The organism is Gordonibacter sp. RACS_AR68 (genome assembly GCF_030418485.1).
In the GTDB taxonomy this organism is placed as follows: domain Bacteria; phylum Actinomycetota; class Coriobacteriia; order Coriobacteriales; family Eggerthellaceae; genus Gordonibacter; species Gordonibacter urolithinfaciens.
Genome location: NZ_JAIPUP010000003.1, coordinates 429,713 through 449,362 on the forward strand (window position 1 = coordinate 429,713; position 19,650 = coordinate 449,362).

Below are 19,650 nucleotides of genomic sequence, written 5' to 3' on the forward strand. Positions count from 1 at the left end.
CAGCACTCATTCGTAGCTTGGCAGTTCATTATGATACACTATACTTTTTCCGTTCTCATCGCACACATCAAACGACCGGTATAAATCAAATGTCGAATGATCCAGTGAATCATAATTCTCTGCGCATAGGTATATCCTGGCGACGTAGGGCTTTTCTCCAAATCCATGCCCGACGCGCTCGCCTTCACGATAGTACATAAAACTTTCGCAGACAGAATCCCCCGCATTCCCTATAGCGGCAACCGCTCCGTCCATCGAACCAATCACTGCCTCGCGTCCGTGAAAGTACAAGCCACAACAGCAGCGAGAAAAAGAATCAATATCGTGGTCCTCAAGCCGGCACCGAAGCGATTTCTTGTCGTAAACGGTATCTAGCAACAAATCTTCAACACGCAGGCCGCTGCTATAAAACAACAACTCATGTTCGTATCCGAAAACCCTTCCCGCAATCTCGCAAACCTGAAGGCCCCTCTTGGCGCTCCAGAAAAATTGCATGCAAATCGGACCGTTTCGCAGTCCCACATAAGCGGAAACTCGCTGAACAATCGCGAGAGCCTCTTCTCGAACACTGTCTTGAAGCCGACTCGGGTAAACAATCCTGCTCACATGAGGAACCTCCCAAGATACTTCCGAACTCTTCTCACGATCCGCTATACTAACAGCGTGCACGGCACCGTCCGCGACCCATGCGATCATATTAAATTCGTAGTCTGGGTTATATTCTTCCATAATAGCTTTCCCTTGGGATGAAACGCACTCGGCCTCGACAACACGAGCTCGAGCTTGCGCTTCATCCTCAACCACGAATACACCGCGTGAGCCATATCCTGCTACCGGCTTGATAACGCAGGGGTAATTTACAACTGGGAAACTTTCATCTTTTGAGGACACAACGAAACTTTGAGGCGTTGGGATGGAGAGATCCTCGAACATCTTCTTCATAAGCGTCTTATCGCGAAGAAAATTCATGCCCGCAGAAGGGCAGTAGCTTGGAATGCCCGTAAGATCTGACAACCGACAGAGACACTGAAAAAGTATGTCGGAATACGCGGTAATGATTCCGTCAACTCGCTCCCGTTTGCACACTTCAGCGAGAGCTTTGGCATCGGTAATGGGAATGTCGTACTTTGCGTCAGCGTATCGCTTTGCCGGACCATCTGCATATCCATCAACCACAATCGTGCGATAACCGCGGTTCCGAGCGAGTTCTACCAATTCGACGAATTCATCCATGGAGCCTAGGATAAGAAGATTATGCGATTGATTATTCATCGACTCTCCCCACCAGAGCACTCGTGTCGTAGAAGTTTTTGACCGCCTCGATAACCTCATCTTGCTCGGATAAGGAAAGGTTAAAATAAAGGGGCAATCTAACTAAACGCTCGCTTTCGACAGTCGTATAGACTTCGCTTCCGTGAAAACGACCAAACCGCACGCCTGCGGGCGCAGAGTGCAGCGGAACATAGTGAAAAGACGCTTGTATCTCTCGAGCCTTCAAAAAGGCGATCAGCTCAGACCTCTCCGAAAGGTTGCGACACTTGAGGTAAAACATGTGAGCATTGTGCGCACAATCGACGGGCACCGTCGGCAGCTCTACCATCCCCCCATACGCCAAGGACTCGAATGCCGAACGATAACGCTCCCACTGAGTAAGGCGCTTGTCGTTAATGCGGGTAGCTTGCTCAAGCTCGCCCCATAAATAAGCAGCGTTAAGATCACTGGGAAGGTAGCTACTTCCGTAATCGACCCAAGTATACTTATCGACTTGTCCACGGAAGAATCTTGCACGATCCGTACCTTTCTCACGAATGATTTCGGCTCGTTCGCTGTACGCAGGATCATTAACAAGCAGCGCGCCACCTTCACCCATCGAGTAGTTCTTCGTCTCGTGAAACGAGAGACAGCCAAAGTCGCCGATGGTTCCAAGAGGGAGTCCTCGATAAGTGCTCATCACTCCTTGCGCCGCATCCTCGACAACCTTCAGTCCATACGTGCGAGCGATGTGCATAATTGCATCCATGTCGCAGGCAACGCCTGCATAATGAACCGGTACTATTACTTTAGTTTTCGACGTTATTGCAGCCTCTATTTTTCGCTCATCAATATTCATAGTATCGGGCCGAATGTCAACAAACACTATATTTGCGCCCACAAGCACGAACGCATTGGCAGTTGAAGAGAATGTATAGCTTGGCATGATGACCTCATCGCCCGGCGCGAGATCGCAAAGAATCGCAGCCATCTCGAGCGCAGAGGTTCCACTCGTCGTCAAAAGCGCCTTATGGCAACCGAAATTGTGCTCAAGCCAGCCATGGCATCTCTTGGTGAACGGTCCATCACCGCATGTTTTTCCACCTCTCACTGCTTGAGCAACATAGTCAAGTTCAGTGCCCACGAAAGCGGGTTTGTTAAAAGGAATCATCGATCCTCCCCTTGCGACAACCGGTTGCGATCGCCATACATCGCTTTATAATAATTCTGGTAGTCGCCACTCGTGACACCTTCAACCCAAGACTTGTTTTCGAGATACCAAGCGATCGTCTTCTTTATACCATCCTCGAAAGGAGTATCGGGCATCCACCCCAACTCATTTGAAATCTTCTTTGGATCGATGCCATACCTGCGGTCATGTCCCTTCCGATCCGAGACATATTCAATTAAATCGCGAGAAATATTTTCGTTAACATTGCACGAAAGATAATCGAGAATGGTTTCGACTATGGCCAAATTCGTCCGCTCATTATGCCCCCCCACGTTGTAGACTTCCCCTAGTCTACCTCGCTCGATAACCACGTCGATAGCCTTGCAGTGATCCTCTACATAGAGCCAATCGCGAATATTCAAACCATCGCCGTAAATCGGCAGCTTCTTACCATGCAAAGCATTATTGATCATGAGCGGAATAAGTTTTTCGGGAAACTGGAACGGGCCATAATTGTTCGAGCATCTGGTAATGTTAAAGGGGAAGCCATATGTGTCGCCGTAGGCTTTCACGAACAAATCCGCAGATGCTTTGGAAGATGAATATGGGCTATGAGGATCGAGCGGCGTATCCTCGGTGAAATAACCATCCACGCCCAAGGATCCGTACACTTCGTCGGTCGAGACCTGCAAGAACTTCTTGCTCCCATACGACCCATCGTCAAGCTCCCATGCCCTCCTTGCCGCATCAAGCAGGGACACGGTGCCACACACATTGGTGTTGACGAACACCCGAGGGGTCTCAATGGATCTATCCACATGAGATTCTGCTGCAAAGTTCACTACAAAGTCGACATCGAACTGCTCAAACAACCTGTCAACAGCTCTTGTATCGCAAATATTCACTTTTCGAAAATGATATCGATCGTCATTTTCGACAGCAATCAGGTTCTCAAGGTTTCCCGCATACGTAAGAGCGTCCACATTGACAACGCAGATATCCTCATAACGCTTTAAGAGGTAGAGCACAAAATTGCTTCCGATGAAGCCGGCTCCCCCGGTAATTAGATATGTTTTCATTTTGTCTCCTCCGCTATTTTTGTGCGCCGAACACGCCCCACCACAACAATCGCGCCCAACATCACCAGCCCGACCAAGGAAAGCATCGCACCGGTTTTAAGCCCGGGGGTTTCATACCGCAGCTCTACTTCATGCCGCCCACCATCAAGCTCTACGCCCATGAATGCCACATTGGAGTGCTTTATCTCGACAGGATTGTCGTCAACGTAAGCGCTCCACCCACTTGAGTAAGGTATTCCAAAGTACAAAAGCTTCGGCGACCCTTCTGCATCTGCCGTACAAGAATAAGTCGATCCGTTAAAAGAGGCGCCGTGAATCTTCGCCGAAGTTGATTTGAGCTTCTGTATCTGATCAGCATAAGCATCGATTGGTTGGACAACTATCTGCAGATCCTCAAGGTCATACACCCCAGCAGACGAAAACGTTACTTCTACGTCTTTGCGCTCTTCATCAGAATATCCCAAGTTCACCAGCCAAGAATCCTTTCCACCATACAAATGACTCGATGCTGTGGGATTCCAAACCTGTTGGCTCACGTCATCGAGCTTAACGTCAAGCTTTACATCCTTCGTCGGCGAACCGTAGAACACATCGTCAAACAACGCGAGCTCTTTGCTATACAAGCTCATACTCTCCCGCTGCGCCTCGGTAAACCTACTTGATGGGGGCACGTCGGAATACTTAACCCCTTTGATATAAAGATAGGCCTCGACATCAGCTGGTATATCGGCTTTGAGCACAATCGTTGCACCGGAACGCACCACGGTAAACTTCGTACCATCTATCTCGATACCCTGTTCTTCGAACGCATCATTAACATCATCAAAAGACTGCTCCTTATCCAGCTTCGGGGCAATCTCATAAGACACCGCCTGGTCAGTAAACCGCAGATCCGCATTCTTCGCAAGAGACGAAGGTTCCTCGATCACAACGCCTTGCAGGAGCGCCTGCTGCCTTTGTGCGGGAGTCATCGCCTCGAAATCAGCTTCGTCAATCACCTCGTCGTAGAAAAAAGTGGTGGGCAAGTAGTCATCCGTCCCATAGGCGATATATTCCGTCCCATCGTACACTCCGCAAGCCGCCTTATGCGTGAACAACGGGGGGAGCATACCAGTCTGCCCTTTCGGTACAACAAAATACTTCACGCCGGCTAGAGCCTCGAGGGGCGTGCGAGCATCAAGGCCGGTGTACGAGAAATTCATCGACGACGAGATGAGTCCCATATAGGAATGATAACGATCAACAAGATCGTTGTAGTAGCTGCTGTAGAACAAAAGAGCGTTTTGATGTTGAACCATATTGCTGTTTCTGAACATAGGGACGCGAGATCCGTCGTAGCGCCAAAAAGAATCATCAACTATCTCGGAAACGACATTGCTGGGATTGTTATTTACAAGAAGTTCATAAGAACGTCCTATGCCGACTTGACGGGAGGCGGCATGAGGGCCACCTGAAGTAAAGATCGATCCAAAGTTATTGAACACAAACGCGATACAGACAAAGGTAGAACCTAAGATAGCGAGCTTTGCTTTCTGCTTTGCGATGTCCTTCGCATTGCACAGCAGAAATGCTAAACCGATCAGCACGATACAGGAGAACAGCACTTCCTTGCTTGCAAACGGCAAGAAAACCAGCCCCGTAACCAACGCATACGCAATCGACCCGATTACGACAAAGCGCTTTTGGCGCACATTCAGAGCGAGCAGTCTAGGCATCACCGCAACAACAATATAAGATACGCAGAGCGCGTAAGCCCATACCCACCTGTTATTCGGATAAGCAAAACCGTTGAAAACCTTTCCAATGGCTGGCAGACATAAGAACACCGTCAAGACAATGAACATGATTTTCATTATTCCGTCTACGCTACCAGAGACGTCCCTCGACTTCTTCGTGCCGAACAATGCGAAAACCGCGATGAGGGCAATTGCAGCAAACCCATACGAGCAATCTGCACCAACATCGGTTCCAGCGAGAAAGCCAGCAAGTAACTTTATGTAATACAAGGGTTCGTAGAACAACGCCTCGGGCCGATCAACTCCTAGCCGGCCTTGCCCAAGTATTGCCATTGCGTTAGGAACGAAGAAAACCATGCCGATAAGGGCACCGATCATCGTGTAGCCAGCTATTTTGAAAACCCATTTCGCAAACCCCCGTGGTGTTTTCTTCTCATCGAGATGCCAATAACGGACGAGACAGTACACCAAGAGTAACAGACAAATCGAATACGAAAATGTCACCGAATTCAAAAAGCAGAGCGCTATTGACGCAATGAACAGGACTGGATTTTTTCGGTCGAATACCTTATCGATACCCCAAAGCACTAAAGGACCGTACACGAGACAAGCCAACATGAACACCTGCGTGAAAGCAAGTAACGTGAACCCACTAAACATAAAGACTACTGCACCAATAAGCGTTCCGAATCTTCCATTTCCCTTGTACAGGCAATAAAATGAGAATATCAAACCAGCGAGGTACAGGTGGATCGCCACCGTCATATTCAAGGCTAAATCTGCATATTCAAGAGGGAAAAACACAGAAATCAGATTAACAGGATCTCCGATGCAAGAGAACAGCGTCACCAACATGTCTCCGCCATAACCAATTTCCGTCGACCACATTGGCAATGCAAAACTATGCTCGACGAAAATTGTATTAAGTATTTGGCGAAGCCACTCGCCTTGCGCAGCAAAAAATACGTACTGCTGTTCAAGCCCGTCGGTCAACCATAAAAAGCCTTTTCCCGCCATCAAAAAACTAAAACACATGACGATGAAAAACGCTAAAAATACCACACTGAATACGACAACGTATGAACGCTTGCTTGTTGAACACTCAAAGCGTTCGATCAAGTTTTCCCCTTTTTGCATCATATGATATTAGTTTTCGCCACCTTAATCATTGATGATTTAATCGTGCTCACATACCTAGATATCTTTTCCAAAACCCTTCGGAGCGTAGATGTTTTGCTGCGGCAGCATATTCAGCAATCACAGCGTCTCTTTTGGTTCTATACGCACCAAGGCACCTCTTATAGCGCTTCATTATCTGGCGAAATCTAGTCCTGTCCATTGTACGCAAGCTGCCCAGTTTACCATCGGAATCAACCGCCAACAGAACTCTATGCATACGCATCCGTTTGGCGGGATACGAAAAACCACCAGCGGGCACAACCGCAAATCCATCTTTCAACATGACATTTGGTAAACGATGTCCGTTGAAGGTTGCGTAATCCACTAATCGCTCCAAGATGGTTCGCCCCCCGTCCTCAGCTATCTCTTCCAAAGAAATAGCTGCGTCGGAAACGCCAGGGAAACCAATTTTTGACAACGGTATAAGCTTTTCATTTTTTGTTGAATTTCTCTTGACAGTATCCTCTCCCGATACTTCTTCTATGAACTTAGGACCCCTTAGATAGTCCTCAAATGCATCGAGAAGGAGATCCGCGCTATCATAATTAAATTTCTTCAATTCCAGCTGGATATTGTCCCAAAACCTTTTTATGAAAATGTTCTGCAAAGCAGGATCCACCGATGCGGTAGCAATCATAAAGTTGCGAGTATATTGGTATAAATCAATAGAAGCTTTAAAGCGTCCCCCGAACGCGGAATGCCAGACACAAATCCCGCCCATCGCCATGATGGTTGGCTGACAGCGCATACCGTATTCGACATCATCGCACCTTACGAACAAGGGCAACGGGAGTCCGTTTTCCTCGATAACATTCATCGGAATGCAGCAATACCACCAAGCACAGTAAGCGTTGCGCTTTTCAACATCTATAGTCTCATTGAGCACAACGTCCGAGATGTCCTCCATATCGAGATCGGGTTTAACGCGATCATAGAGCGCATCTTCGCGGACGTAAGCGACATCCTCAAACTGCATATTGGGCTTCTCCAGCTTAAGCATCGCTCCGCTGACAAAAGCATCAATATAGGCTTCGCGACGGATGGAGAGCAATGCGTAGGTGCGTCTAATGCTTTCGGGAGACACCGACACATCATCGTCCATCAACAGCACATGGGTGGGCTTGACCTTCTGGTGAATTGACTCAATCATACCGCGAGCAAACCCACCTGAGCCACCGACATTGGGATTGGGATGAATAAACACCCCTCCCCCAGAAAGCCCCTCGACATCGAGCGAACGACCATTGTCCACTACATGAACTGTCAAACTACGAGCGATCTCGTCGCCAAGCGAAAGTAGCTCTCGCTTGAATAACTGAATGTTCGGTATTACGTATTTTTCGTTGTTAAACGTTGTCATTGCGACAGAAAGCCTTACGGGAGAAACCTCTTCATCGGCCACGTGTGTAAAGTAGTACGAGTTTTTGATATGACATGTTTTGTAAGTCACAATTTCAAATGCCAGCAATATATCGCTTGTTTCGGGAAACTCGAATTCTATTACATCGAACTCTTCGTTTTCGAACTCAACACGACCGACCATCGTGCGAACCGTTGAAAGTGAGGTTCGAGAAACGGTTTCAAACCTCACTTCTCCGCTGCCCTTCAATTCGAGATGAAGAAAAAATTTTTCCGCATAAGTATACTTCTTATATTTCGCACAAGAACAGGTGTTGAAGTACGTACCGAAATCATATTTAGCATACGGCATCAGTTGCGCAGCGAACGAACTATCTTTATCCGGGATGATCGGGGATGCCGACCGAGCGTAAAGATCAGGATGAAAATCCATCCTTGGTCCCGACTCAAGAAGGATGTTGGATAGCTTAACTTTTTGCATCCTAGCCCCTTATGGCTTCATGACGAGCTGATTCAATGACTTTATAAAGATATTGCCCATATTCCGCTTTGCCATATTTTTCAGCTGCCTCAAGTACTTGCGCTTCGGCAATCCAACCTTGCGTGTAAGCAATTTCCTCGAGCGAGGCAATTTTGACACCTTGGCAGCTCTCAACCACTCGAATAAACTCACTGGCATCGAAAAGAGAGTCCACCGTACCTGTGTCGAACCATGCGAAACCACGGCCCAACGTAACAACGTTTAAATCCCCTTCATCAAGATATATCTTGTTGAGGTCGGTTATTTCGTATTCGCCGCGCTCAGAAGGCCTTACACGCTTTGCATATTCGCAAACGCGCTCATCGTAAAAATAAAGACCCGTCACACAGTAGTTCGACTTTGGATGCCTGGGTTTCTCTTCGATAGAAAGAGCCTTGCCGCTCGCATCGAACTCAACAACGCCGAATCGCTCTGGATCCTCCACTCGATAGCCGAACACCGTTGCTCCCCGTGCACGTTGCACCGCAGTTGCAAGATATCCGCCCAAACCACTTCCGTAAAAAATATTATCACCGAGAACAAGAGCGCAAGCTTCACCATTGATAAATTCTTCTCCGAGTACAAACGCCTGCGCAAGGCCATTGGGCGTTGGCTGCACTTTATAACTCAAATTCAATCCCAGATGCTTTCCAGACTTGAAAAGCCGTTCGAAATTCGGCAAATCATCGGGCGTCGAAATAATTAAAATGTCGCGAATGCCTGCCATCATCAGAACTGAAAGCGGATAATAAATCATGGGTTTGTCATACACGGGTAGCAACTGTTTCGAGGTGACGGTCGTCAAAGGATTGAGACGAGTACCCGAGCCCCCCGCCAATATGATGCCCTTCACAGTGATTCCTCCATCAATTTAGCTGACATGTAAAGCTAGGATTATCCTTGTACTTTATCGTTTGCGCAACCAGCACAATGACCAACTGAGGTCAATCCCACCCGAAAACCATAGGCATTTACGCAATCGAAAGTGATGCGAAAAGTTAGCACTCTTTTTCTGCACAATGGCCAGCCACGAAATTCGACCCTCTTGCTGTATCGCTCTTGCATCGTTTTGTAGCGAAGTTGATATTTTCATGCATTGCTGCACTCAAGGAACCTTCGGGAGTATAATAAAACTTTGTTGTCTCAAAACAACACGAGACTAGCGCCAAATCTAACCGCAAAGGAACCCATGGCACGTACAATGGCCGCTAAAGGCACCATGAAACGGAATTGGTTCATTATCACTTCTCTCGTCAGCAAAGATTTTAAGCTGAAGTACCGGCGAAGTATCCTTGGCGTACTCTGGTCAGTGCTCAATCCTTTGCTTATGATGTGTGTGCTAGTTGCCGTATTCAGCAACATTCTCAAGTTCGGCGACGAGATCGAAAACTTTCCCCTGTATCTAATTTTGGGCAATATCCTATTCACCCTCATGGCAGATTCCACCAGTAGCGCCATGAACTCCATTATCGAATCTGCTCCTCTTATTAAAAAAATACGAGTTTCGAAATTTATTTTTCCTCTGGAAAAAATACTATTCCAACTAGTTAATTTCGCAATTTCGCTTATTGCCGTAGTCATCGTCATGATGTTCTTTCGCATTTCTCCGACTTTGAGTTTGCTTGCTCTCCCTTTATTGCTTTTGTTTGTGGCAATATTTTGTGCTGGCCTCGGCATGCTTTTGGCTGCTTTAGCTGTTTTTTTTCGCGACATCTGTCATCTTTGGGGGGTCATCATTACCGCATGGACATATGCCACGCCCCTGTTTTACCCAATCGGTATCCTTCCAAACTGGATGCAAGCTGCAGAGCAGTTTAACCCTATGTACCACTACGTAACATACTTTCGAGACATCGCCATGAATCAAATCGTACCGGGTATTCAAGAGCAATTTATCTGCCTTGGCATGGCGCTCTCAACATTCATAATCGGATTCGTAGTATTCAAAGCAACCGAGAAAAAATTCATCCTCTACGTATAAGGCGGCCAACATGCCCGAAAACGTTAATACTGCCCCATTAATCATGCCTTCAACTCATACAAAACCCGAAAATGGGCGCTCCGCTGTGGTATCAGTAGACAATGTTTCGATGATTTTCAACATGGCAAGTGAGCAATTGAACAGTCTGAAGGAATACGCGATCGCCATCGCGCGCAGAGAGCTTATGTTTAAGGAATTCAGAGCTCTTGATAGCATTTCGTTCGAAGTAAAAAAAGGCGACGTTTTTGGCATCTTGGGAACAAACGGATCAGGAAAATCGACTCTGCTTAAGATTGTCGCCGGGGTTCTCGAACCCTCCGAAGGAACATGTACCATAAACGGCAACATTGCGCCCCTTATCGAATTGGGAGCAGGATTTGACATGGAGCTCACCGCTCGAGAAAATATCTACTTGAACGGAGCCTTACTTGGCTATTCACGTAAGTTCATTAATCAACATTTTGATGAAATAGTTGATTTCGCCGAAATAGAAGCCTTCCTTGATATGCCCATGAAAAACTACTCATCTGGCATGATTGCTCGCATCGCCTTTGCTATTGCGACGGTAATTGTCCCTGAGATACTCATCGTAGACGAAGTGCTTTCTGTCGGCGATTTTATGTTCCAGCAAAAATGCGAACGGCGCATCACGCAGCTGATTAAAGAGCATGAGGTAACCGTCTTGATCGTTTCTCACAACAATGACCAGATCGAAAGACTGTGCAACAAGGCGATTTGGTTAGAAAAGGGGCATATCCGAACTGTTGGATCCGCAACAGAGGTGTGTCGCATATACCGTGCACTGGGAGGTCATTTGGGCAGCCCTGAGTCGGAAGAGAAAGTATTCAATGTTCTTTCGGAAAGCGTTAGCATCCCCGAGGGAACGCTAACGACAATATCTGGCGACGATCGTTATGGCACGGCGGTAAAACTACTCGAAAAAATCGAGTCGACCGAATTAGATCGCAGCACCAGGATTATCATGACTTCCGGGGAATCGGATTCTATGTGTCTTATCGCAAATTCTTTAGCAGGCTTGCTAGACGCCCCGATCCTGCTCGCAAAACACGACTCCTTGCCTGACGTAACGTCGCAAGCGTTGAAACGCTACGCTCCGGAAGAAGTAATTGTTATTGGATCACAAAAACAAGTTTCTAATCATGTTACGAATGAGCTAACAGCAAATACTGAAATAGCGGTTTCACGCATCGACGGAAAAAACCTTGCCGAAACAGCAAGAGAGGTATTTAGGCAAGGATCAAAAAGAGGGGCATGGGGCTCAACGGCGGTTATCTCTTACGATGGTTGCACCGGAGATACTATTTCGCTTCTGCCATATATCTGTGAAAAAAAGGCACCTCTATTCTTTATTACTACATATTGCACCATAGAGCAAGAGACGATTTACGCCATCCTGTCAGGCTCTTTTGATCGCCTTATTGTTCTTGGCGGACAAGCGTCTTTTCCGGACAGCTGTTTAGAGCCTTTTCGAAATGCAGGCATGGAGATCGTTCGTTTTTGCGGCACGACCCCTTATCACGCAAACGAGCTTATCAATAACTGGACATCCGACATGCTCAAAACTGACAGCTACATCGAAAGCGGGAATTTGATTGTATCGCCACTTGGAAATCCAGTTGACACCTTCGCGGTAGGTCCATACGCAAAAGCAACCCATTCGCTCATTCTCATAGTCGAACCGCAGGACCTTGACAGCGTCGCCCACGCTTTTGATTTTATCAAAAGCAGAAAGGGGGCCATAAAGAGTCTTATATTTCTCGGAGACTCAACCCGTTTCAGCAAACTTGACAAAGAAATTCTGGGCAAAGTGGTTACGCAAGCACTCGCTTTATAAATTTTTTCAAAACAAAAAGACATCACGCGCGGAGTCGCATACTATCCATCTCTTGATTGGTCAGTCTCTCATAGCCGGTTCGAAAGCCGAACGCGTCGCGCAAAGCATCGATCACCTCATCATGGGTGAACTTACTTTCGGATGCAACTCAGTCGCAAAGCAACCTCGCCAGAGCCACGTCCTCTTCGACGCAAAGCAAGGATGAAACCCTCCTCATGCATCCCATCATGATTGTCGGTTTGACTGTTAAACTATGGCAGGCTAGCAGGGACGCAGCCTTCGTATAGGGCACTTGCGTCGATGCCTCCCTTAAAAGGTTGCGCCAGAAAACACCCGCGCACAGTAGGGAATGTCCGAGTGCATCCGTAATTGGGTAAGCACCAAATCCGGACTCGTCGCTATAGCGCCCGACGGAGAAGACCAATCTCCCAACTCGGTCGCAAGCATACGCGGCCAAAAAACCCTAGCTAAACAGGAATGGTAAAAGAACGAAGCGGGAAATCATGCTTTAGGCATCAAAGCCCCAGAACCAATCAACCAAACTGGTACCTTAAGCATATAATTATCATCATAGTTTACCTAATGTCATATAATTGCTATATTGTTTATACTTTGCTTACGGAGAAGCGGTGGCAGCATGCGTAGGTTCACAATCACTTTCTTGGTTTTGCAGGTACTTTGTCTATTCGCCATTATCGTTCTCGGATGGAACGGCTGCACTAGGGATATTCCTGATCTACTCATGGCTCTTTGCATCCCCCTGATAACTATGTCCGCCTCACTCGCCATCTTGTATAGGAAATGCGGTCTATATCTGAAGCAGCAGCGTTCGTCCTCACGAATACTTGTAATAATTTCTTATTTTGTAGTAGCCATCATCGCCTGTGCTCTTCTTTTTTTCTTCAGCGCATCTTGGCAAACACTAAATGATCCAACGAACTCGCCGATAGGTATAGTCTCAATTTTTTTAATTTCCGTGACGATAGGACTCGGTGTTTTTCTTCCTCAAAAACGGGCTGAATCATCTAAAAACCTGTCAAGCTCATATACACAGCCGCAAGAGCAACGATGGCTCAACCTATTTGACGACACCCCTAAATCTCGTGCGCAACTACGAAAACTCATCCTCCTTGATCTTGCCTTCTTTCTTGTGGCCAGTGCTAGCGTTCTAATTCTGGCTATCGTGCTCGTTGTAATAAATTCGAAATGCCTTGTGTTCGGGCCAATCTTGATGGATTTTGCGATTGATATGCTTTTTCTTGCATGGCTTATGGCGAAGGTGATCTCCGCCTCAAACAAGTATTTTTTCAAAGATGTAGCTCTTTCCTGCACCCTCCAAAGTCAGACCGATAAGTTTGTTCTGGAACCTTGCAGTGTGGAAAAATACTTGAGAGAGGATGCGGAAAATCGGGTGCACCTGATGATTTACAAAGGTGAACTTCCATCTTGTTACTCAATCATGATATCTGAACCCTCTCAAGAAGAACTCAAATCGGAAAACGCAGTGACTCTTGGTTTCAACGATTCGAAATCTCGCGTTGTCGATAATTAGGTCAATTGGGGGTTTCCTTTTGGGGCGCACGTCAAAAGGCTCGCGCGCTTTAAGCTGGCCAAGAATGCCTACGAGTATCATTACGCAAGGGATGGTCCGCCCTGCAAGTATGAGGCCGTCAAAGAGGCTATTCTCGACATCTTTGAGCAAGGTTGCCAAACGTATGGTTGTCGTCGGGGCAAAGGTGATGCTAAAGGGGCTGTGGCATCGTCTTGTCGGGAAAGACGATGAGGAAGCTCATTGGAGATCGCCCACTCCTCATCTAACGAAAAAGGGGTGCTGCAGTTCCTGCAAGAAGTAGCACAACTCACCAAAGCCGGACATTCCTAAAGCGCAACTTCAAAAGCTTTCGAGGTATACATGAAGATGGTGAGCGATGTCGCCGAGTTCTAGGTCGCTGGACAGAAGGTTTATCTGTCTTCCCTTATCGATCTGCTCAAAAGTAAGGTCGTCAGGCGTTCCGTCTCGACATCACCGACTGTCGCGTTTGCCGATGCCATGATCGACGTCATCGGCGAGAAGGCGCCAACGTGGGCTCTTCCGATAGTGCATACCGACCAGGGGCTGCAACACTGGGATAAAGACTGAGGACAATTAGTCTTCGAATAATGTGATTTGCGTGCGATAATTGATTTATGTGCGATAAGAAGCGAGCAAGGAGCTGTATTGGATTTATCGGTTATCATACCAGTCTACAACACGGAAGACTACTTAAAGCAGTGTCTTGAAAGCATTCCGCGATCGGATATTGATCTAGAGATTCTTTGCATGAATGATGGATCGACCGATGGTTCTCTTGCTATTATGCGGACTGCTGCTCAGAGCGATTGTCGAATAGAGGTAATTGATAAAGAAAATGAAGGATATGGAGCTACAGTTAACAAAGGTATTTTACGGGCCAAGGGGCGTTACATTGCCATTTTGGAGCCAGACGATTACCTTGATGGTGATATGTATACTGTTTTGTTTCGCCTTGCACAAGACTTCGACTATCCCGACATTGTGAAGTCTGCCTATTGGAATGTGGATGAAAGCGCGACTAGGAAAAAGAATTGCAGGTATCGAGGACGTATTCGATCGTCCATGCCGTTTCGTATACAGGATGAGCCGCTACTTCTTCGTTACCATCCGTCGATATGGTCTGCTGTCTATCGAAAAGCTTTTCTCGTTGAGAATAATATTCGTTTTAAGGAAGTTGCAGGCGCTGGGTGGGTTGATAATCCGTTTTTGGTGGACACGATGCTCAGGGCCGAAAACATCGTGTACACCGACGAGGCGTTTTACTGTTATAGAGAGCAACGCGTCGGTTCGTCTACCTCCGCAATGAAAGACATGCACGTACCTCTTGACCGGTGGCATGAAATGACTGATATACTAGAAGATCTAAATATCAAAGATGAAGCTATTCTTAATATTCATGCTTATCGGGCTTTTTACAATTTAAAGGTGGCTCGCTATGCTCAAAACTATACCGAAGAATTATGGCTTGAGGGCGCCAAAAGAATTACCCACCGTTTGGATCCATTGATCGTGGCACACTCTCCTTTCGTTTCGCTGAGAGACAAAAAGCTGTATGAACGATTGGAAAATAGGCGGCTAGAAAGTTTTCGGGTCATTGCCCATTGTCGAACTTTGATTACCGAGAGTTACTGGCGACTATTCGGATGAATCGGCTGTTAAATTACTATCTTTGGGATTATCTTTCGATCCCGTTAGTGCCACCCAAGAAGGAACGAGCCATCCATCAGCCCAATATCCTCCAATCAGATCTCTGTAGTATATTTCAGCCTCATCTTCATTGTCAGAGTGCGTATCTCCATTTGTGATCTCTGCTAATGAACGAGTGAGGGGGGTTCTGCTCATAAAACTCGAGTGCAGTTTAACCTTGTGGAATAATGCGACGAGGATTCCGAGAAAAATTAGGTATTCTACTAAGACAAGTGTTGCCCATAGGAATATCTGTGGGAAGAAGTTGAATCCAGTGTCAGGATTGATAATTGATAAATAGATGACATTTGTAAGCCCTATTAAAGATGAAAACATAGTGATAGATGCCGAAACCCAAACCCATTCTTCCGATCGCTGACCACTTAATGATTCCCAGACAGACATCAGTCCAGCAAACGTCATCACCGAGAAAAAGATAGCGATGATTTGCATGTCATTGTGAAGACACGGGGATGGTGATTCATTCAGAAAGGGAAATACATATTTGAAGGCCGTGAAGCAAATCAGTGCAAGGCAGATGGCTGTAGAGACACAAATTGTTTGCATTGCGCGATGACTCGTGTCTTCATAGCTAGCCGAGAGGGCCATGTTGTGAAAGCCGTGTCCGTTTTTGACGAATAGGCGTGAGTCGCTTTGATCGCATCTGCAGGTTGCCGTCATGCTTTCCGCACTCACTGTGGACTGATTCGTATTTACTTTCATTAATTCAGATTCGGCGTAGTAGGTATTTTCGGGTCCTGAAATTGACAAGTGATAGCTGTTGGCTCTATCGGCGTTTGCTAAGCTGAAATAGAAAGATTTCCTTTTCTTAGTAAGTCGTCGCTGAAGCCATCTTCCTCCCTTCGTGATACTCTCGGATGCGGTATTCCATACGCGAATAAGGGGAATATTCTGGCTTGTGCGGATAATAATGCTGGAACAACCTATGGCTATTTTCTCAAGAGCTGAATTTGCGCATTGAGAGTGATTCGTCGGTTTGGCTTTAGCTCGAACCAAAATAGGCTTGACTCGCCAATAGCCATTAAGCAGCGCTAATACAAGGGCTTCGAGCTCATCATGTTCTTCAGGCTTGCTTTTGCTGTTGCGGCAAAGGATAGCTAGATCGGCTTTAATTATCTCGCTTGTTTTCTGTATGTTGGCATCTCTCTCGTGAGGTGTACGGGTTGAGTTCAGTATGAAACTCGCTATCGTGTTTGAAATACGAAGAGCATCGGATTTCGTGCTACCAACTAGGCATTTGATTGCTATTGCAAGGGAATGAGTAATATATTGCTTAGCTTCGGTATCCTTTAGTCTTTCAAGTGTCTGCTCGTGCTCGTCGGTGTACTTGAGAGCAAATGTCAGCTCTCGCTTGTCTTGGATCGCTGCCGGTACAACTACGGTCTCCCCTTGAAGTATTGGAGGAACAGTGATCTCGTATTCTGTTTCTATGTGGAAGAATCGCCCGCTTGAGCGAATGGATTCGTTAATGCGTTTTGTTTGTTTGGATGGGTTGAGAAGTGCGGTAAGCAGCAAAAGACTCAGGGCTTCATTTTTTGTTTTTGCGGGGGCGAGTCTGTCTAGTATTTTATCGATCTTGGGGCAAAAGGTCTAAATCTTTACGCCGCCCTTTCCGAGGATCTCGCTTTTCTAGGAATACTGCTTGATCAGTTGATGCAAGGGGCCATGCCTATAATTAAAGCCTGGGAAAATACTTTACCGGTACTTGGTCGTGATAACCGACAGGCTTTAACAAGGCTAATTCCTCTTCCCTTGAGCCTGCTTCAGATGCTAATAGATTTCGAAAATGAGTTTGGCGAAAAAGTGCTCCAAAAATTGCCGGAAGATATGCTTGAAGAGGCGTCAAAACAAGTCTGCCCGTTTGATACCAAGGACACGCTCAAAATAACGTTTTCCAGCCTTACCATTCGCGATGTGCTTTATTCTTTTAGGAAGGTTTTGTTCATCAGTAATGCTTTTCAAAGCAGACAATGCCCTGTCAGAAACACCCTGATCAAGGCTTGAGAAATAATAATCAATCATTAATTTAGAATCGTATGAGTTTTCAGAATAGAAGCCCCACGATGACGCCAATCAAATCGATGTATTTATTTGGTAGAAGTATTCTTTTTCGCTGCTTCTCTGGAAGCGCATAGTAGGCCTCAAGCAGAGCTGACTTTGCCTCAAGAGTGTCTACTTCGACTTTCGTCAACTGTCCTCCCTACGCGTATTCACAATAAGTATTGCAGCCCCAGCAATTCGCTATGACTTCCGGTGCGAACAGCCGTAAGAATCAGCTCACCATCATCAATCAGATAACCAGCAGCCAGTCTGGCTCAATATAGCACTCTCTATGACCACCATAGTTTCCAGACAATAAATGATCATGCATTTTTTCTGTTGGCCACCTCCGATGAGCGAGCGTATTAAGCGCTTCATAGAGCTTGGAGATATCCTTGCCTTGCTTCTTTGTCCTCTTGAAATCTTTTAAATTTTGTAGTGAACTTGATTTCGAGCATCAATTAGTTCTTATCAAGCTTGGCAAACATTTCATCGATGTTCTCATAAGGACCAGGCAGATTATTTCCGCTAGAGGCATCATTCATCGCTGAATGCGTTTCCGCATTAAAGCCATACGAATTCGACAGGTCAAAAGGAAATCCTCCGCGCTTATTGAATACAGAGACGAACATTCGAATTGCGTTGCTTGGCGCGGCACCAATGCTGTCACAGATTTCAGCAAATGTCGCCTTTCCCCCATCGAACCCGACGCAGGTTTCCTTTCCAGCCTCCATGATGGTATCCTCTCCCCATGTTGGCTGGAAAGGAAACCTGCGTCGGGTTCGACGTCGGGAAGTCAGCGCATCGGGCGTGCGCCGTCTCCCGCTCCTCCGGCAAGGTTCTGTTCGACGTCCCCGTGGACAACAGGGCGGATCCCATCGACGGGATCCCGGCGCGCGGGGGCCGAGGCCCTCGTGATCGTGGACCAGAAGCGCAACATCGGAACCCTCGTGCTTGAGCGCGCCCGCGCGGCGGGCATGGACGTCGCCTACCTTCCGGGCCTGTCGATGAAGCGTGCGCGCGACATGTTCCCCGGCGTCGCGAAGACCGACGAGACAGACGCCGAGGTCATCGCGCGCACCGCCGTCGGGATGCCCTGGGCGCTCCGGCCCGTCGCCGACGAGGGCGACGCGGGCGCGGAGATAAGGCTGCGCTCCGTCCTGCTGGAGGCCGACCCCGCTTTCGAAGCGGCCGTCGACCTGGGGCTGGCGTGGCAAGTGGGGGTTCTTGCCGAGCTCAGCGGCCCCGTCGGCATCGTCGCGGGCGGCAGGAGGCGCTACCGCCGCCTCGCCGTGGACAAGGCGGGCGCACCCGCCGCGAGGGCCGACGAGCTATGGGGCGCGGCCAAGGCGTCGGCGGAGTCGGGAGGATTCCGCACCGCGTCTGTCGACGTGGCGGCCGCGACGCTCGCCAAGCGGATATCCGACGATCTCGCGAGCGCTGCGGCGGTCGAATCAGCCATAGGCTCCCTGCTTTCCGGCAACGCCGTCTACCGCTCGCTTCTGAGCGTCCCGGGCATCGGGCCCAAAACGGCCTCGGCCCTCGTCGCGGGAGTCGACATAAGGCTGTTCGAGAGCCACGACAAGCTGGCATCGTTCACCGGGCTCGCCCCCTGCAACAGGCAGTCGGGCTCCTCCCTTGACTCGGCGTCGTCGTCGAGGGCCGGGAACAAGGAGCTAAAGAACCCGCCCATCTTCTCGTGCAACTCGCTCGTCGGCACGAAAGGCGAGTTCGGCCGCTACTACGACGCATGCCGCGAGCGCGGCATGCGTCACAACAAGGCCCTCAAGGCCGTGGCCAGAAAGAGGCTGAAGGTCATCTACGCCGTCATGAGGGACACCCGCCCTCACGTTCGAGCCTGAACGCCGGCAACGCCGTTTCCGAAAAGCTCTGTCGCCGGAGCTTGGTCGCCCATGCTCAAAAGCCGTTGATCAAATTCGAAAAACCAGTTGACAAAACCATAGAAACACCCCTCTGAACACCGCAGGCCCCCGGGCCAGCACGCTAATGCTGGTCCGGGGGCCTGCAGAAAGAAAGCATCCTCCGCGAGCGCGACGCCCTATCCTCCCACGGACTGGCTCCGCAGTACTTTCGGCGATGGCGGGCTTAACTTCCGAGTTCGGAATGGGATCGGGTGATCCCCGCCTCCATGGTCGCGCTCGCGGGGGATGCTCCCGCGGGCATTATAGCCCCGCCCGG

15 protein-coding genes and 1 rRNA gene are annotated in these 19,650 nt (G+C 48.1%); 6 read left to right on the forward strand and 10 right to left on the reverse strand.

What is annotated here, in order from left to right:
- Positions 1–6 precede the first annotated feature (6 nt).
- The 6 genes from K9U15_RS09105 to rfbA all read right to left on the reverse strand — a co-directional run bounded on the left by K9U15_RS09105 (position 7) and on the right by rfbA (position 9,148).
- The gene (locus tag K9U15_RS09105; protein ID WP_301155932.1) at positions 7–1,272 is read right to left on the reverse strand and encodes an ATP-grasp domain-containing protein; all 1,266 of its coding nucleotides are present in this window, start codon (positions 1,270–1,272) and stop codon (positions 7–9) included.
- Complete coding sequence (rffA, locus tag K9U15_RS09110; RefSeq protein WP_301155934.1) at positions 1,265–2,422, reverse strand: dTDP-4-amino-4,6-dideoxygalactose transaminase; 1,158 nt, start codon at positions 2,420–2,422, stop codon at positions 1,265–1,267. The genes K9U15_RS09105 and rffA overlap by 8 nt, the downstream gene beginning before the upstream one ends.
- Entirely contained in the window at positions 2,419–3,501 is a 1,083-nt protein-coding gene (gene rfbB / locus K9U15_RS09115; RefSeq protein ID WP_301155935.1) for a dTDP-glucose 4,6-dehydratase, read from the reverse strand. The genes rffA and rfbB overlap by 4 nt, the downstream gene beginning before the upstream one ends.
- Complete coding sequence (locus tag K9U15_RS09120; RefSeq protein ID WP_301155937.1) at positions 3,498–6,356, reverse strand: YfhO family protein; 2,859 nt, start codon at positions 6,354–6,356, stop codon at positions 3,498–3,500. Before K9U15_RS09120 ends, rfbB begins: the two co-directional genes overlap by 4 nt.
- Positions 6,357–6,423: 67 nt before the next feature.
- Positions 6,424–8,256 (reverse strand): glycosyltransferase, encoded by a 1,833-nt coding sequence (locus tag K9U15_RS09125; RefSeq protein ID WP_301155938.1) that lies wholly within the window; start codon positions 8,254–8,256, stop codon positions 6,424–6,426.
- A 1-nt stretch (position 8,257) separates the two neighbouring features.
- Positions 8,258–9,148, reverse strand: coding sequence for a glucose-1-phosphate thymidylyltransferase RfbA (rfbA, locus tag K9U15_RS09130; RefSeq protein ID WP_080143481.1), 891 nt, complete (start codon positions 9,146–9,148; stop codon positions 8,258–8,260).
- A gap of 336 nt (positions 9,149–9,484) precedes the next feature.
- Between rfbA and K9U15_RS09135 the strand changes: the two genes are divergently transcribed.
- The 4 genes from K9U15_RS09135 to K9U15_RS09150 all read left to right on the forward strand — a co-directional run bounded on the left by K9U15_RS09135 (position 9,485) and on the right by K9U15_RS09150 (position 15,351).
- Positions 9,485–10,276: an ABC transporter permease gene (locus tag K9U15_RS09135; protein ID WP_301155941.1), complete on the forward strand. Its 792-nt coding sequence runs from the start codon at positions 9,485–9,487 to the stop codon at positions 10,274–10,276.
- A 10-nt stretch (positions 10,277–10,286) separates the two neighbouring features.
- Positions 10,287–12,131: an ATP-binding cassette domain-containing protein gene (locus K9U15_RS09140; protein WP_301155942.1), complete on the forward strand. Its 1,845-nt coding sequence runs from the start codon at positions 10,287–10,289 to the stop codon at positions 12,129–12,131.
- Between the two features lie 637 nt (positions 12,132–12,768).
- On the forward strand, positions 12,769–13,683 hold the full coding sequence (locus K9U15_RS09145; protein ID WP_301155944.1) for a hypothetical protein: 915 nt from the start codon (positions 12,769–12,771) through the stop codon (positions 13,681–13,683).
- A 666-nt stretch (positions 13,684–14,349) separates the two neighbouring features.
- Positions 14,350–15,351, forward strand: coding sequence for a glycosyltransferase (locus K9U15_RS09150; RefSeq protein ID WP_181813792.1), 1,002 nt, complete (start codon positions 14,350–14,352; stop codon positions 15,349–15,351).
- Here K9U15_RS09150 and K9U15_RS09155 read toward each other — a convergent pair.
- Positions 15,340–16,926 (reverse strand): hypothetical protein, encoded by a 1,587-nt coding sequence (locus K9U15_RS09155; protein ID WP_301155947.1) that lies wholly within the window; start codon positions 16,924–16,926, stop codon positions 15,340–15,342. The genes K9U15_RS09150 and K9U15_RS09155 overlap by 12 nt on opposite strands.
- A gap of 150 nt (positions 16,927–17,076) precedes the next feature.
- Here K9U15_RS09155 and K9U15_RS09160 point away from each other — a divergent pair, with 150 nt between their 5' ends.
- On the forward strand, positions 17,077–17,415 hold the full coding sequence (locus tag K9U15_RS09160; protein ID WP_301155949.1) for a hypothetical protein: 339 nt from the start codon (positions 17,077–17,079) through the stop codon (positions 17,413–17,415).
- A gap of 286 nt (positions 17,416–17,701) precedes the next feature.
- Here K9U15_RS09160 and K9U15_RS09165 read toward each other — a convergent pair whose 3' ends face one another.
- Together K9U15_RS09165 and K9U15_RS09170 are read right to left on the reverse strand one after the other, a co-directional pair.
- The gene (locus tag K9U15_RS09165) at positions 17,702–17,842 is read right to left on the reverse strand and encodes a type II toxin-antitoxin system mRNA interferase toxin, RelE/StbE family (RefSeq protein WP_301155957.1); all 141 of its coding nucleotides are present in this window, start codon (positions 17,840–17,842) and stop codon (positions 17,702–17,704) included.
- A gap of 70 nt (positions 17,843–17,912) precedes the next feature.
- Positions 17,913–18,185, reverse strand: coding sequence for a type II toxin-antitoxin system RelB/DinJ family antitoxin (locus K9U15_RS09170; RefSeq protein ID WP_301155950.1), 273 nt, complete (start codon positions 18,183–18,185; stop codon positions 17,913–17,915).
- Positions 18,186–18,371: 186 nt separating this feature from the next.
- Between K9U15_RS09170 and K9U15_RS09175 the strand changes: the two genes are divergently transcribed.
- On the forward strand, positions 18,372–19,313 hold the full coding sequence (locus tag K9U15_RS09175) for a transposase (RefSeq protein ID WP_301155951.1): 942 nt from the start codon (positions 18,372–18,374) through the stop codon (positions 19,311–19,313).
- 184 nt (positions 19,314–19,497) lie between these two features.
- Here the strand turns inward: K9U15_RS09175 and rrf are convergent.
- Positions 19,498–19,612: ribosomal RNA gene (gene rrf / locus K9U15_RS09180) — 5S ribosomal RNA — on the reverse strand.
- Between the last annotated feature and the right edge of the window lie 38 nt (positions 19,613–19,650).